This is a genomic window from Thermosyntropha sp., from assembly GCF_017656155.1.
Classification (GTDB): domain Bacteria; phylum Bacillota; class Syntrophomonadia; order Syntrophomonadales; family Syntrophomonadaceae; genus Thermosyntropha.
This window is the reverse complement of record NZ_JACDOH010000009.1, coordinates 57,844-73,142: the sequence shown is the minus strand read 5'-3', so window position 1 is coordinate 73,142 and position 15,299 is coordinate 57,844. Positions and strand designations below refer to the sequence as shown.

Below are 15,299 nucleotides of genomic sequence, written 5' to 3'. Positions count from 1 at the left end.
CTATCTCCCCAGAGCGGGGGAGATTTTTGTATAGGGTATAGCTTCAATACGTAAATTATACCACATTTTATTTATAAGCCAAGGAAAATAAGATTAGAATATGAGAAAATCATCATTGGCAGTAGGACCAAGGTTACCCCAGGTTTTTACTTCACTGAATCCAGTCAGTTTATAAACGCGCAGGTAGTCATTTTCATCGTATTCTATTTTATCAAGACGCATGATCAGCTTATCATACTGTTTTTGATTAAGCCATGCCTCAAATGCGCTTTTTTGCACCCTTACACCGAAGTTGGAAAGCATTTTTGCCAGGCGGTTCCGCTTTTTGTCCTCTGAAATATCATAGATTATCAGCACCAGGAATTCACTGTTTTTTTGGGTGATAGAGCTGTTTTCATCCCAATTGAAGGTTTCCACGAAATTCATCCTCCAAAAAACTATCGGATAATTACAGGTTTATATATGGTATAGTCTCCAGTTTCGAGTGCTTTTACTAAAAGGTCTACCTGGTGATTTATGGCCTGGCGGAAATTGCAGGGGTTATTTCCGTCGAGATATCTGTTTTCAATTTTTAGTTTTTGGGCAAATTTTTCAATGAACAGCGGGGATTTCGCTTTTTTTAAATAGATCCCTCCATTTGAAGCGGGGGGAGAAAAGTCATCTAATGTGATTATTCTGTGGTTTATAAGATTCAAAACTAAAGAATCGACAATGATCGGACGCCATTCTTCCATAAGATCGGAGGCTAATGCCGGATGGCTACGGTGAACCTGATGTAAGAAGCCTAAATACGGATGAAGGCTTTTATTGGTAACCGATGTGTATATTTCATATAAAAGAAGGGTATAGCCAAAACTCAGCAGGGAGTTAAAAGGGTCGCGCGGTGGCTGCTTACTGCGCCCGCAGAAGTAAAAATCCTCTTTTATCAGATAGGAAAGGGCTTCAAAGTAAAGGCGGGAAGCATAGCCTTCTATACCATTCAGCTGATTTGGCGAGTCGGCAGTTGGAATTTTTTTGAGCATGTTTTGCATGAGCTTGATATTTTTTACCACTTCCTGTTTTTCTTTCCCCCGGTTGTATCGGCGCAAAAGCACAATAGAATTATGAACTTTGCCGGTTATGAAGGATTTGGTTATATTAAGACTGAAGACGGGATCCTGAGCAGCTTTGAAATGTTTTAGCTGTCTATCCATGTTGAAATGTGAAGTAGATTCTGCCCGCCCAAAGTATTCTCCGGTTGAAGACAGAAATGTTACCGGTATTCCTCGAACCAAAAGGGAGCGCAAACAAGGGGTTGTTATGTGGGTACCGGAAAAGAGGACTACTGCTTCCAGTTTTTCAAGAGGGATTTTGTGTTTGACAGTCCCTTCTTTGGTTATACAGCAGTATCCTTCATTTTTTTTTAATTCGAGTCCAGCTTCGTTAACATATAGAATCACAGTTCATCACCTTTTTGAGTAGATGTTTTGCGTATTTTTATGCCTCCCATGCCCAGGGAGGTTTTAATGCCTAAACCGCAAAATTCGGCATAGGCAAAAAGCATGTTTATAAGTGAAGTCATAGGGGATGAACCCCGGGAAATCAGGGTAAAGGTACCGCAAAATGCCGGAATTTTAACTTTTTCCAGGGAAAAGTATCTGGTTTCCAGCTTGTAGCTGGTCAGGCGACTGACGGCAGACAGTTCTTCTATGAGTTTGGGATCTTCAAGAGATATTCTGTCGGCAAACAGATTCCAGCGGTTGATGAGGTTTTGGTAGATAAGGGAGACAAAGGGAAAAATCTGATATTCGTTTTGGGAGCGGAAGGCGGTTGGGGTAACAAGGGTTAAAATCTGTTTTTTATTAGGGTTTTTTTCCACATAATAGATGTCGGCCAGTTCTTTATATGAGGTAAAGCTTTTGGTCAGAACTGTCTGCTCAATTTTGTATGCTTGTTTTTTATGCTTGATTTCTATATATTCGGGATAGTTCTCGGCTAAAGGCATAGTTATATGTTCGAAGCTCTCCCGGTTTAGGGTAGAAATGTGCCATATGGCCTGTTCCTTTTTCCGCTCCAGGTACTGGCTGAAAGGTTTAAGTTCAGGCTGGTGAAGTTTTTCAGCATAGTTTTTGTCCAGGTTTTCCATAAGCCAGCCGTGCAGGAGGCTTCCCATCTGAGGATAGGGCAGCTCTCCGTTTTCTGCTGGGGATAAGTGTATTTCCAGGTGGGCAAGCATCATCAGATTTTTACCTCCTCAAGCAGTTCTAAACGGCACATGCCGGTTACATAGTGTTTCCCTTCGTAGAAAGCCAGTTTTAAAGTGCGGGGAGAGGTCTTTTTATCCAACACTAAATGTTGGTGTTTGGGAAAGCTTTTTTCTAAGATGCTGCGCGTGATATTCAAACTATTAGAAGAAATGTGGTAGATCAAGGTTTTGTGATTAAATCCGGTTTGTCCTCCCAAAACCAAATTTGGCTTGATTTCGGCATCGTATGAATAAAAATAGTTTATGTTTTCTTCTTTTGCCAGAGGATGAAATACTTTTTCTCCGCACAGAGCAGGAATGTTCTGTTCCTGGATTTGAATTGCCCTGTTAATCAGAGTTAACGGATCTTTCATGCCGCTTTTGCCTAGAAGGTCGTGGTTTAAGGTAAGCAGAAACTCAGCTTCTGTTCCTGGTTTGAGGTATTCGATGTATAGAGGCAGTTTTTTGAGATGTTTTCCGTTTTTTTTATATGTGGACAGCCGGAGGCTGCGGGTTATGAAAAGATCCTCGTTTTTTAAAGGAAAACTGTCGCTGATCATGATGCCTCTAAAAGCATCAGCAAGACTGTTGTTAACTTTTTTTTCGAATTTTATTTGTGGGGTTTGGCTGTTGATAAAATTATTCATCTTTGATAATTGTTGATTTATATTTTTTTCTTTTTCTTTTATTATTTTTTTATCTTTTTTTTTGTTTTGGTTTTTCATGTATTTAACATAATCGGTAAAGTAATCAATAAAATTATATTCCAAAGAATCCCAATATTTTTTTAAATTTTGATCTTTGGTCATTTGGCTTTTTATAAATTCTCCTATTATCAGGCTGCGCAGGGATCCTTTTATACTGCTCCCCGGTATGTAAGGTTTTTTAAGCCCGTTTTTGATGAAACAGGAAATGTCATTGAGGTCATTCAAGTCCTGATCTTTTTCTATTTTTATCTGGTAGGATGATATTAGGCTGAAATTTTTGAGACCGTTTCTGGTCAGCCATTTGCTTAAGTGAAGATTGTTGAAGTTAGATTTTTTATCGGAACTGTTGGTTTGGACATAATGGGCATATTCATCCAAGAGTTTTTTGGTAAAAAGGAATTTTATAAATTTTGCTTCATCCAGTATATAGACTACTGAAGCCTTTTCGTCAAATATATAGTTAGTGCGGGAAAGGTTAGATTCATTTCCTCCGCCGATGAATAAGGGAGTAAGAACTTTAAGCTTCATGCGGTAAGATTTATTAGGCACGGTAGTCAACCCCTAACATCATGGATTTGCCGTAGCGGTAAACGGGATGCTTTCCTTCGATGGAAACATCTACAATGTCCCCTTCAATCCGGGATTTGAAGGTGGAGCCGCTGTCAAGCATAATTAAAGGCCGTCTTTTTACGAAAAAATCATTATTGTAGTCAACAGATTGAACAAAGCCTTCTCTTCTTACCAGGTTGTAGGTTGCTCGGCTGTCGTTTACAATGGGCAGCTCATCTTTTTTTGGATAGACGAGGGATAAACTCAGATAAAAGCTGGCTTTTTGATTTAAAAGAAGATCAGTTAAGAGCCCGTCGTTGTTATCGTCGATTATGCAGTCAGGTTCCAATATATATTCGCTGTCTTCCATTTCAAAATGGCCGAAGCCGGAAGTCCTTTTACCCCCCAAACCGGAATAGCCGAGTGAGATGATGAGTTTTCGGTAAAGATCGAGCTGTTCTTCTTCTTTTATCCCCAGTATGAAGTAAAGACCGCTGTCAGGGGCAAATTGGAATGTTCCGACATAATAGGGCCGGGGCTTTTCCTGTCCGTTTAATGCTACCCTGACGCGCAGGTTGCGAGCTCCGAATTCGGCTTCCCATATATCCCCCTCCGGGAAATTTGCTCTTTTTCCTGTTATATAGTCCAGGTAGTCGTATAGGCCGCATATGGGGATATAGGTTAGTTTTTTTATTTTTTTGCGGTTTTTCAGGTCCCTTCCGCCTGCTCCTTCCGACAGCAAGGGGCGGGGGATATATAGGGTATCTTTTTTGTAAGGCATAAGGTCGGAGAGCAAAAGTTCCCCTTTTTGAGCTGATTTTACTAAAAAATCTACTCCTTCATTTCCGAAAAGGCTGAAGGCTTCGCAGCACAAAGCGGAAAAGAGGGTGTCGGAATGGCAGGTCATTTCCGCCCGCTCTAAGCCCAGTCCCGGAATGTCAGAGCCGAAGTGAACTGGGGTGGTAAATTTGAGTTTGAAAAAACAGTAGAACATTTTTTATCTCTCCTTAGGTCTCATTATTTAGCAGTTTTTCCAGGTCATCTGTTTTAAGGCTTACGTCATCGCCGGTTGTAATTGTTTCCAGAGAGAAGTTTTCCAGCTTTATGCGTCCATTGCCGCGGCTTCCTCCGCCCCCCAAATAGTCGTATTCCAGAAGCTTAAGGCCTTTTTTTATGTTTGCAAAGTCTTCTTCCAGTTCATTTTCATTTTCGACATTATAGATGAGTATAAAGTCAAACTCGGCCCCTGCCGGCACCCTTTCCATCTGCCGGGGAGCGGCTATTCCGGTTACCCGGTTTATGGTGTTTTCGAATTTTATTTCTGTGAGGAGAAGGTCAGTTTCCAGACTTTTAATTTTTTCTACGCTTTCCCTTTTCATGAAGAGGTCAGGAAACTGCAGGCGGGAAGCAATAAGATTTTGCTCTTTTTCGCTTCCTTTATTTCCGCCGAAAAGCCTTTTTAGCTCATAAGGTTCACGGGAGATTTCAAGGTGCGGCCCCCCTTCAAAGCTGCGGGCAAGCAGGTTTCTCATTTTGCCTTTTACCGAACTGCCAGGGATTATGGGTTCTTTGCTCAGCGGATCTCTTACTATAATGCTGTCAACCGCCCCAATACTGGAGAATTCATTAGAGCCCCCTATATGCAGCCCGGTAAGCAGAATAAGGTCAGCCTTTATAATTATTTTCCCGATAAGTTTTTGCATATAGCTGTGGTTCATCAGTCTTTGCCTCCTTCATATTTATGATAGGCTACTATGGCTTCTACCAGACGGCAGAATTTTTCAAACTCTGCCGCTTTATCGCCGATTTTTTCAATATGGGGGGTAATGTCTTTTAAAAAGATGTCGGCTTTGCTGTTTTTTCCCTGGCGCCCTGCCTGATAGGCCAGTTTTACCTTTAAAAACTGGACTTCCTGCACCAGGTGGGGAGGGAGCAGGTCAGGCTTTTTCCCGTTTTTGGTTATTTCTCCCATTTTGTAGAGCTCATATTTGTTTTCCAAACGGGTTACAGCAGCTAAAAATTTGCGGATTTGAGAAGTGGTAAGTTTGATTTCACCCTTCTTGTTTTTCATGTTTTCTACTATTCGTTTGGCTTCTTCGATGAGATCAGGGGTTTCCTGACAGGTTCTGGTCATCTGCTTCATCCTCCTTTTCTTTGCGGTTTAAGTATATAAAAAGGGTTAGGGCGGTTATGAGCTGGCGCCGGTCTTTATCGGAAGATGCCCACATATACAGTTTTTTCCTTAATGTTTCATATGCTGCCCTGGTTTCCTCTGGAGCACTTGCAGGAGGCTCTAGCCGTGCCAGATTATAGGCCAGGCGGGCCAGGTTTATTCTTTCCCGGTCATCGCCCAGATTTCGCAAAAGGTTCAGCCAGCGGTAGCAAAGGCTCATACCGGCCTTTATCATACCGGGAGGGGCGGTTTTATCCTCCATGTAAAGGGTTTCAGCAAGGAAGCGGTATTTTTCGCTGAGGACTTTGTCCCTGAATTCGTCCCAGGGGTAGACATGGGGAAAGATTTCTTTTGCTTCTTTGTCATATTCCATGCCGAATAAAGCCAGGCTGTTTTTTTCACCCGGGGAGGTTTTGTTTTTCTTGGCTTCCTTTTCCAGATCACCTGTAAAGGCTGCCATCTGGGATATGGGAAAACCGGGACGAAACAGGCCTATACCGGCGGAAAAGGTTAATCGCCCCATGGTGTAGTGTTCAAATGCTTCTCTTAAATCCAGGGCAAAGTCTATTATCTCATTCCAAGCACCGACGATGAAGAGATCGTCACCCCCGGAATATACCAAAGCCAGATTTTTGTCTGCCCGGCTTTCAGGAGTAAGGTAGATGCGGTTTTTATTTCGTTCTTTCCTGCGACATATATGGTTTATATAGTATTTGAAAAACATCGACATCTGGCGCGATAAGGCGGCAGAGCGGCTTAGGCTCAGGTATTTGTAAGGATCGCTTTTTTCGTCTCCCTGCTTGAATCCTTCGGCGAAAACGAGTCCCAGGTTATCGACATCAGCCCTTAAAACCCCCAGCCTTTTTATACCGCAGCTGGCTTTAGCCAGCTCGTTGAAATCTATGTAGCCTTCTTCTTTTAACTCAGGTTCACGGCTGTAGTTGCCGGCCCACAGATTGGTAGAGTAGCCTACCCCGGTGTAAAGCCTGTTGATAGAATAGAGCCTTTTGATGTTATCCGGGTTTTTGGCAAGTTCCTCCCTGGTTTGTGTTTCACTCAGAAATGAAAGATAGAGATTTTCTCCGCTGATTCCCGGGATTTCCAGGGTATTGGACGCGTTTTTCTCGGAGTGGCTGCGGGTAACTGCGATGATTATATTATCTTTTTCAGTGCCTAATTTGCCCCCTATATTGCGCAGGGCAAGACAGTTTTTGCAAATAATGCTTCCGGGATTGAACGGGTCTTCGATGAGGTCTGTGCTGGATGTTCTGCATATGGTACATTCGCGCCGGCAGTCCAGGCTGTTTTCCCGGGGAAAGATTATTTTTTCTAAAAGGGGGCCGGAAAAGCGGCGCATTTTGCCCTGATTGGCCTTTAAGGCCAGGTCTTCATAGGCTTTTTTAAGCAGGTTTTCCCCGTCTGTACCTTGTTTGCCTGACAGGGTATAGGCGCTTACCGGCACGGAGCTTATTTCCAGGTAAAGAGCGGTGGAATAGCGTTTAAAGAGCCACCAGTTTATGTTTTCACGGGCCAGGTTGAGCATGGCTGCCGTTTTTTCTGTGTTGGGAAGGAGGAGCCGGAAATGGCCGCCTCCGCTGTATAGAAGGTTGGCTCGGGAAAGGTTTAGGGCGCTTAATATTTCGTCTGCTATGTGTTCACAGATAAGGTCAAGATAAAACGAGCGCGCCCGCAGTGATTTTAGGGCTCCTTTTGATGAAATGGTGTATATGAAATCCTGAATGCCCGATATGTCGCCTAAAACGAGCAGGAAAACCTCTTCTTTTCGGAACTGTTCATAGTTTTTGAAGAAAATGGTTTTATAATCTGTTTCATTTTTTTCATCAAGATAGAGGAACAGGGATGAAGCCACAGCCGCAGTTATTTTGGAGTGGTCGAAAAGGGATATATCAGGGATTTCCTTTAAATAAGTGCTTGAAGGGATAAAGCTTGCTGTAGCTTCTAAGAGTTTAAGCACCGAGTTGGGATTTTCCAGTTGATAGTCTATTTTTTTCAGGTTTTCTTCGAGATGGCTTTTAATGCGGCTGTAGTCTCCTTTGGTCAGATTTGTCCTATTTTCTTCAGGGAAAGGTATATTGTCTTCTACGCGCAGGGTAGAAGCAGGATATTTCCCTTTTTGTCCCGTTTTTCTTCCCCAGATCAGGTTAAATACGGATTCTAGCGGGGTGTAATGTTCAAATACTTGTTCTGTACTGCTTTCTTCATCATCACGCCGGTCAAGGGCAGAGGCTATGTTGTCAGCCTCATATACCAGGTAAACAGGATGTGAAGAAGGGAGGTTTTGTTTCTTAAGGCCGCTTTTGTGGTGAAAGCGCACTATTTGCAGTACAGTATCTTTGTCAGGTATTTTTATATTTTCATTAGACAAGAATTCTTTTCCCGTTTCCGCATGGGATATACTGCTGCCTTCTGCCCGATAGACTATTTTACCGATATCGTGGAGAAGGGCGCCTAAGGTTATGGTATGAAGTTTATTCGACATGCCTCTGTTCTCCTTTATGGCATATTTTACCGAATTATTTCGCTTTTTTTGTTTTTTTTCCTGCTCAGGTGTAGAAAAAAACAGGAAGTCATAATAAGGTGCAAAAAGGAAGAAGGATAGCGGACGAATACGGGATTTTAGCAGATTTTGAGGCCGAAGAGGAAGTTATATATTTCAAAAAAGCCATAGTCTTCCGGTCTTATGCTGGATAGGTCCTCGCCGTAGAAATAGAGAAGGTCAGCATAGGAAGCGAAATATGCGTTGGTAAGGTTATTTATGTCGATAATCCCTTTTTTCAGTGGGTAGATGCTACTCTGGCTGGCCATAGGAATTCTCCGGTATAAATAATTTAATCATAAAATTCTCTGCAAATATGAAAAATCCTGCCAGAATAAGAGGATTTTTCTTTGCAAAGATGATTGTGGCTGAAAATAAAGTCGTTAGGGAGCTAAAGGAATATGCATGAAAGAGGAAAAAATAAAAAAATAGAAAAGGGTTGATAAAAATGAGGAAAAAAGTAAATAATTTATTAGGCTTTTAAGTTTGAAGAAACTGATTGGAAAAAGGTTAAAAACTGCAGATTTTTATTTATTTCTGGAAGTGATTTTTAAAATGAGGAAAGTAAAGCTGAATTGGAAGCGAAAGCGGAAGAAAAAAACAGAGTATATGACAGTGCTTTTTATTCCACCCACTGGAGAAAAGGCAAAAAAGTTTAATGTTTCGGATTTTTTTATTAAAGGAGCAGCAGCAGCCCTGGCCTTGATAGTATTGATCAGCCTTACTTTTGCCGGGCTTTATTTTAACAGCCAGTATCAGGTAAAACAGGTAAATAAGCTGAAAACAGAAAATGAAGAAAAAGAAGAAACTATAAAGATACTTAATGAAGAGATAAAGGAGATTGAAGAACAGAAAGAGGAAATTGCCCGCAAACAGGAAGAGATTAAAAAGCTTATGGGCATAACTGATAGCACAGGGGAGATGAAGAATCCTTCCCGGGGAGGAAAGGGACGAAGGGATATAGCATTAGAAAATGAGGAAGGGAAAGATGCTTTAGAGAAGCTGCAAGAGATAAAGACTTATCTTAACCGGGAAGAACAGAGGCTTGATGAGATGCTGGCAAAGGCTCAAAACAATCAGGATTATTTCAGGGCAGTTCCGAATCAGTGGCCGGTAAAAGGAGAGATAACTTCACCTTTCGGCTGGCGCGAATCTCCTTTTGGCGGTAGGAAACGGACTTTCCATGAAGGGATAGATATAGCCAATAATGTTGGAGAAACTATAGTTGCTGCTGCTGACGGGAAGGTAACTTTCGCCGGGTGGCGTGCAGTTTATGGTAAAACGGTGGAAATAGAGCACAGATACGGATTTGTCACTATCTACGGGCATAATTCTGTTCTTTTGGTTGAAAAGGGGGATGAGGTTAAGAAGGGACAGCCGATTGCACGGCTTGGCAATACAGGCAGAAGTACGGGACCGCATCTGCATTTTACGGTGAAGAAATATGGGAAACTGGTAGATCCCCTGGTATATCTGCCATAGTTAATTTCATAGGTTAGGGAGTGGTTATATGCTTAGAGGAAAAAAGGAAGCGGTTTATGGAGATATCGATACTTTTATTTCCGATAAAATGGAAGTAAAAGGGGAGCTTAATTCTAAAGGATCAATTCGGATTGACGGCAGGGTGGAAGGCAAGGTTGAGGCAAGTGGAGATGTAGTTTTAGGGGAAAAAGGGCATATAAAGGGAGAGATAAAGGCTAAGAATATAATTATTGCCGGCAGGATGGACGGCAATGTTCATGCAGGCGGGCGGCTTGAAATATCGCCTTCTGGGAATGTAAACGGCGATGTAGCCTGTTCTGTTTTGGTGGTTGAAGAAGGCGGAGTTTTAAACGGAATGGCTAAAATGAACCAGACTGAAGAGAAGGAAAACAAAAGGGAAAGAAAAAATAAGGAGGGTTAGGACTCCTTATTTTTTTGCACCTGTTTTTTGACAAGGCGGGAGTGAAAAAGAAAAAGGCCTTTAGCTATGGTGTCAGCCATGCGATAAACGGTGTAAAGCCGCGTGTTTTGCAGAACCATATGTTCAAGGAAACCGCCGGTGTTTACCACTCCGGATATATGAAAATCTCCCACTTCTGGCAGTTCTTTTTTCAGTGCAGTCCCCGGTTTTAAGGCGCCTTTGCGAACATTTATATATCCTATTCGGTCGCTGTTTCCGAGACAGGCATCAACAGCTATAAGCAGCGGATGGGAATATTTTTCTTTTATATCTTCTAATGTTTTTATAAGGTTGACTGCATGAACCGGTTCTTCTAAGGTGCCGTATATGAAAGCGGAAGGAACATAGGTTTTAAGTTTGGTTCCGGTGAGAGGACCTAAACAGTCGCCGGTTGCCCGATCAGTTCCTATACAGATATATATTATTTCCCGAGAAAAAATATCCTGAGTTTCCATTAAAAGTTGATAAATTGCATCTTCAATTTTACTAAAACAGAGAGGTTCATCATAATGATATGAATAGCTGAAGTTTTGCACCGGTTGAATTAAAGACATAAAAAACCTCCATGCTGAATTTATTGCATATTATTGCCAGAATTAGAGGCTTTTATGCCTGTTTTTTATGAGAGGGGATGAAGGATATAAAGCGGAGCCTGCTGGTAGTTATAGGATATTTGGGGGCGATAATTGGAGCCGGATTTGCTTCCGGGCAGGAAATAGTCCAGTTTTTTGTGGTTTATGGAAATTATGGTTTAAAAGGGGCTGTTCTGTCTGGGGCGTTTTTTGCGATATTTGGGATGATGCTTTTTTATATTGCACATCTTAAGGGGATAAGTAATTACCAGGCGATGCTTGCTTATATATTGGGGAGCAAACTAGGAATGATAGCAGATTTTATGTTGGCTATATTTCTTTTTTTGGGAACATCTACTATGTTGGCAGCCAGTGGAGCAGTTTTTTATGAACATCTTTATTTATCAAAAAATCTGGGGATTTTTTTGGCATGTTTTCTGGTGATATTTTTTCTTATAATGGGAAGAAAAGGCCTCTTTATGTCTTATAATATTCTGGTACCAGTTAAGATTCTGCTTCTTTTGGCTATTTCAGGATATGCTGCGTTTGGTATTGAAGCTCGCCCGGTTGAAGCTTATACTGCCTTTATGTTTCCGCAAAATATGAAATTTTGGTTTTTGTCAAGCCTTCTCTATGTAGCTTATAATTTTGCCCTGGCTCTGGTCGTTCTTACTGAGTATCAGACAGTTACTTCATTTCATACCGGCATATTAGGGGCAGGACTGGGAGGAATCGTTCTGGGGGTTTTAATTATTTTCACCTATGATGCCTTGGGCCGATTTTTACCTTCGGTTATGTTTTATGAAGTGCCTATGCTTTATGTGAGCGGAAATATAAGCCGGACGGTAAAATATGTGTATACTGCTGTTTTATGGGTGGGTATACTTACAACAGCCATAGCCAATGTCTATGGCTTTGCCCAGAGGTTTGCCCATTTTTCGGGAATTAGCTATCAGATTTGTTTGGTTTTATGCATTGCTTTGGCACTTCCCCTGTCTTTGCAGAGTTTTTCTTCACTTGTAGGGGTGGTTTATCCTCTTTTTGGACTTCTTGGGATGGTGATTTTGTTTGCGCTTGCTTATAAGACGATAAAAGACATAGCGGAACAAATATACTATAATATTAGGAAGTAAAAAACAGGAGGTAAATGATGGTTAATCTAAAAAAAATCCCGCCAGTAGATGAGATTTTGCAGTATGAAGAGGTAAAAGATTTTTTTAAGATTTATAATCGGGAATTTGTAGTTTCTGCCGTGCGCAAAGCATTGGGAAATATAAGAAACTGGCTTAAATCGACAACGGAAGAAATGGAAAAAGATGAGATAGTGCGAAATATTGTCCGGGAAATCGGAGAGGTCGTAAATTCGGATGCAAGCGGGACTCTTTGCAAGGTTATAAACGGCACCGGAGTAGTCTTGCATACTAATATGGGACGGGCACCTTTAGGAAAATGGGCATTGGATTATATGAAAGAAATGGCGGTAAATTACAACAATTTGGAGTTTGACCTGGAAAAGGGAGAGAGGGGAAGCCGTTATTTTCATGTTGAGGAACTTTTAAGAAAGATAACTGGAGCGGAGGCAGCTTTGGTAGTCAATAACAACGCTGCTGCTGTTCTTTTGGGACTTAATACCCTGGCTGCCGGAAGGGAAGTTATAGTTTCCCGGGGACAGCTGGTGGAGATAGGCGGGGCTTTCCGCATTCCGGAGGTTATGAAGCTGAGCGGTGCTAAGCTCGTAGAGGTAGGAACAACCAACAAGACCTATATCAGGGATTTTGAAGAATCTATAAATGAAAATACCGCCCTTCTTTTTGCTGCCCATACTTCCAATTATAAAATTGTAGGCTTCAGTAAAGAGGTTGAGCTGAGCGAGTTGGTAGAACTGGGAAGAAAAAGAAACCTGCCGGTTATGCAGGATTTGGGAAGCGGCATACTGTGTGACCTTTCTGAATGGGGGCTCAAGGATGAACCCACAGTACAGAAGTGTGCAGCTTCCGGAGCGGATATTATTACCTTCAGCGGTGATAAGCTTTTGGGAGGCCCCCAGGCCGGCATAATTGTAGGAAAAAGAGAATATGTAGAGGCTATGAAAAAGAATCAGCTTACCCGTGCTTTACGGGTAGACAAACTGACTATTTCCGCTTTGGAAGGCACCCTGCTTGAATATCTTTGCGGAAATCCTTATGAAAATATTCCCGTTATAAATATGCTCACTTTAAGCCGGGAAGAGCTGAAAAAGAGGGCTGAAAAACTTCAAATGATACTTAAAGAAAAAGTGGGAAATTTTCTTTCCATAGATAAAATAGAAATCGTAGAAGTGGAAGACATGGTAGGAGGAGGTGCATATCCGGCTACCTTTATCCCCGGATACGGGGTTGAAATCTCCTTTAACGGGGTTAAAACGGAAGCTTTGTCTTATATTATGCGCCGGGGCAATCCCGCTTTTGTAAGCCGGATTCAGGAAGATAAAATTCTTATAAGTGTCCGGACTCTTTTTGAAGAAGATTACCTTTTAATTGTTGATATTTTAAAACAAGCCTTAAGAAAATAATTTTAACTTTGGGACTATAATCGGGGACGGTTCTCGAGTTTAAAAATGTTTCGAAACGAAATACTTTTAGATTTCGGAACCGTCCCCAAGTGAAAAAAGGAGGATGGAGTTTGAAGAGGGTTATAATTGGAACTGCCGGGCATATTGACCATGGTAAGACTACCCTGGTTAAGGCGCTTACCGGAATAAATACGGACAGGCTTAAAGAGGAGCAAAAAAGAGGTATATCTATTGAGCTTGGCTTTGCTCCTTTTGTGCTGCCGAGCGGGCAAAAAGCTGCTATTGTTGATGTTCCGGGGCATGAGCGTTTTATTAAACATATGCTGGCTGGAGCCTTCGGCATAGATATGGTTTTGTTTGTAATAGCGGCTGATGAGGGAATAATGCCGCAAACCCGCGAACATATGGATATTATAGAGCTTTTGGGGGTTAAGAAGGGCATTGTCGTTTTGACTAAAAAGGATATGGTGGATGAGGAGTGGCTTCTTTTAGTAGAGGAAGAAGTGAGGGAATATGTAGATAAAACTATTCTTAAAGGAGCTCCTATTGTCTGTGTTTCTTCGGTTACCCGGGAAGGGCTTGATGAGCTGCTTATGGAAATAGAAAAGGTGGCTTCTGAGGTTGAAGAAAAGCCTGCATTCGGACATGCCAGACTGCCTATTGACCGGGTTTTCAGTATGCCGGGATTTGGCACGGTGGTTACCGGAACTTTATGGTCCGGACAGTTTAATGTAGGAGATACGGTGGAGCTTTTGCCATCGGGCCGCCAGCTTAAAATACGCAATATGCAGGTGCATGGCGAAAAGGTAAATACGGCTTATGCCGGGCAGAGGGTGGCAGTTAATCTTCAGGGGATAGAAGTATCAGATATTAAAAGGGGGGACTGGCTGGCAACTCCAGGCTATCTTCAGCCGAGTTACCGGGTTGATGCAAAGCTCAGGCTTATAAATTCTACCAACAGGGTTTTGAAAAACTGGAACCGGATTCATTTCCATCTGGGAACTGATGAAGTTTTGGGACGGGTAGTCCTCCTTAACTGTGATGAGCTTAAAGCAGGAGAAGAGACTTATGTCCAGATAGTTATGGAAGAGCCGGTAGTATGCCATAAAGGGGATCCGTTTGTTATCCGCTATTATTCTCCGGTTACCACTATCGGTGGTGGTATTATAATCGATGCTAATGCTGCAAAGCAAAAGAGATTTCGTGAAGATGTTTTGCAGGAACTGGCAATGAAAGAGGAAGGCAGTCCAGGGGAAATGCTGCTTTATGAGCTGGAAAATAATCCTTTGCAGATTTTTTCTGCAAATGAACTAGCTAAAAAGACAGGCGGATTAAGTGAAGATGTTATCCAGGAATTGGAAAAATTAAAATTTGCCGAGAAGGTTGTCGAAATAAGCCCGAAGATATATATTAGTAATTATGGATTAAAGGTTATTGAAGAAAAAATTCTAGAAAACCTTAAAGTTTATCACCGTAAATATCCTCTCCGCCAGGGATATCCCAAGGAAGATATGCGCAGCCGCTTTTTCAGCAATATTAACGGCAAGGTTTTTAATCAGATTTTAAAGATATATGAGGATAAGGGAAGTATAGAAGTTAAAAATAATCAGCTTATGCTTAAGGGGCATGTACCGGCTCCTTCGGAAAAAGAGGCAGCAATTATTGAAAAAATTAAGGCGGAAATGAGGAAAAATTTGTTTATGCCGCCTGATATATCGGAAATAAAGGATAAGTTCAATTTGAGCGATGAACAGGTAGAAGAAATAATTTCGTATTTACTTGAAGAAGGTTTTCTTATTAAAGTAAGTTCTGATATGATTTTTACGGCGGAGGCTGTAGAAAAAGGAAAAGAGATTTTGAGCGAATATTTTTCCCGCGAAAAGGAGCTTACTTTAGCAACTGCGCGTGATTTATTTAAAACTACTCGCAAGTATACACTTCCTTTGGTAGAATATTATGATAGGATTCGTTTCACCAGAAGGATAGGAGATGTGCGCGTAAAGCTGTAAACTGCAGAATGGGAT

14 protein-coding genes are annotated in these 15,299 nt (G+C 41.7%); 5 read left to right on the top strand and 9 right to left on the bottom strand.

Going from position 1 to position 15,299, the window contains the following annotated elements; genetic code table 11:
- Positions 1-93: 93 nt before the first annotated feature.
- The 8 genes from cas2 to cas10 are packed head-to-tail and all read right to left on the bottom strand — an operon-like array spanning position 94 to position 8,153.
- Complete coding sequence (gene cas2, locus H0Z36_RS08985) at positions 94-417, bottom strand: CRISPR-associated endonuclease Cas2 (RefSeq protein WP_296865631.1); 324 nt, start codon at positions 415-417, stop codon at positions 94-96.
- Between the two features lie 20 nt (positions 418-437).
- On the bottom strand, positions 438-1,439 hold the full coding sequence (cas1, locus tag H0Z36_RS08980; RefSeq protein ID WP_296865629.1) for a CRISPR-associated endonuclease Cas1: 1,002 nt from the start codon (positions 1,437-1,439) through the stop codon (positions 438-440).
- Positions 1,436-2,218 carry a CRISPR-associated endoribonuclease Cas6 gene (cas6, locus tag H0Z36_RS08975; protein ID WP_296865627.1) on the bottom strand — a complete coding sequence of 261 codons (783 nt, stop codon included), beginning with the start codon at positions 2,216-2,218 and terminating at the stop codon, positions 1,436-1,438. Before cas6 ends, cas1 begins: the two co-directional genes overlap by 4 nt.
- Positions 2,218-3,480, bottom strand: a complete 1,263-nt coding sequence (gene csm5 / locus H0Z36_RS08970) for a type III-A CRISPR-associated RAMP protein Csm5 (RefSeq protein ID WP_296865625.1) — start codon at positions 3,478-3,480, stop codon at positions 2,218-2,220. Before csm5 ends, cas6 begins: the two co-directional genes overlap by 1 nt.
- On the bottom strand, positions 3,473-4,474 hold the full coding sequence (csm4, locus tag H0Z36_RS08965; RefSeq protein ID WP_296865623.1) for a type III-A CRISPR-associated RAMP protein Csm4: 1,002 nt from the start codon (positions 4,472-4,474) through the stop codon (positions 3,473-3,475). The genes csm5 and csm4 overlap by 8 nt, the downstream gene beginning before the upstream one ends.
- Positions 4,475-4,487: 13 nt before the next feature.
- Positions 4,488-5,198, bottom strand: a complete 711-nt coding sequence (gene csm3 / locus H0Z36_RS08960; RefSeq protein ID WP_296865622.1) for a type III-A CRISPR-associated RAMP protein Csm3 — start codon at positions 5,196-5,198, stop codon at positions 4,488-4,490.
- Positions 5,198-5,614, bottom strand: coding sequence for a type III-A CRISPR-associated protein Csm2 (csm2, locus tag H0Z36_RS08955; RefSeq protein WP_296865620.1), 417 nt, complete (start codon positions 5,612-5,614; stop codon positions 5,198-5,200). Before csm2 ends, csm3 begins: the two co-directional genes overlap by 1 nt.
- Positions 5,586-8,153: a type III-A CRISPR-associated protein Cas10/Csm1 gene (cas10, locus tag H0Z36_RS08950; protein WP_366508882.1), complete on the bottom strand. Its 2,568-nt coding sequence runs from the start codon at positions 8,151-8,153 to the stop codon at positions 5,586-5,588. The genes csm2 and cas10 overlap by 29 nt, the downstream gene beginning before the upstream one ends.
- A 666-nt stretch (positions 8,154-8,819) precedes the next feature.
- Between cas10 and H0Z36_RS08945 the strand changes: the two genes are divergently transcribed.
- Together H0Z36_RS08945 and H0Z36_RS08940 are read left to right on the top strand one after the other, a co-directional pair.
- Complete coding sequence (locus H0Z36_RS08945; RefSeq protein WP_296865618.1) at positions 8,820-9,692, top strand: M23 family metallopeptidase; 873 nt, start codon at positions 8,820-8,822, stop codon at positions 9,690-9,692.
- 28 nt (positions 9,693-9,720) lie between these two features.
- On the top strand, positions 9,721-10,113 hold the full coding sequence (locus H0Z36_RS08940) for a polymer-forming cytoskeletal protein (RefSeq protein ID WP_296865616.1): 393 nt from the start codon (positions 9,721-9,723) through the stop codon (positions 10,111-10,113).
- Here H0Z36_RS08940 and yyaC read toward each other — a convergent pair.
- Positions 10,110-10,706, bottom strand: coding sequence for a spore protease YyaC (gene yyaC / locus H0Z36_RS08935; protein WP_296865614.1), 597 nt, complete (start codon positions 10,704-10,706; stop codon positions 10,110-10,112). The genes H0Z36_RS08940 and yyaC overlap by 4 nt on opposite strands.
- Positions 10,707-10,783: 77 nt before the next feature.
- On the opposite strand from yyaC, the gene H0Z36_RS08930 reads away from it, so the two are divergent.
- From H0Z36_RS08930 to selB, 3 genes are all read left to right on the top strand, one after another.
- On the top strand, positions 10,784-11,857 hold the full coding sequence (locus H0Z36_RS08930; RefSeq protein WP_296865612.1) for a hypothetical protein: 1,074 nt from the start codon (positions 10,784-10,786) through the stop codon (positions 11,855-11,857).
- Positions 11,858-11,871: 14 nt separating this feature from the next.
- The gene (gene selA / locus H0Z36_RS08925; RefSeq protein ID WP_296865610.1) at positions 11,872-13,275 is read left to right on the top strand and encodes an L-seryl-tRNA(Sec) selenium transferase; all 1,404 of its coding nucleotides are present in this window, start codon (positions 11,872-11,874) and stop codon (positions 13,273-13,275) included.
- A 110-nt stretch (positions 13,276-13,385) separates the two neighbouring features.
- Positions 13,386-15,284 (top strand): selenocysteine-specific translation elongation factor, encoded by a 1,899-nt coding sequence (gene selB, locus H0Z36_RS08920; RefSeq protein WP_296865608.1) that lies wholly within the window; start codon positions 13,386-13,388, stop codon positions 15,282-15,284.
- Positions 15,285-15,299: the final 15 nt, after the last annotated feature.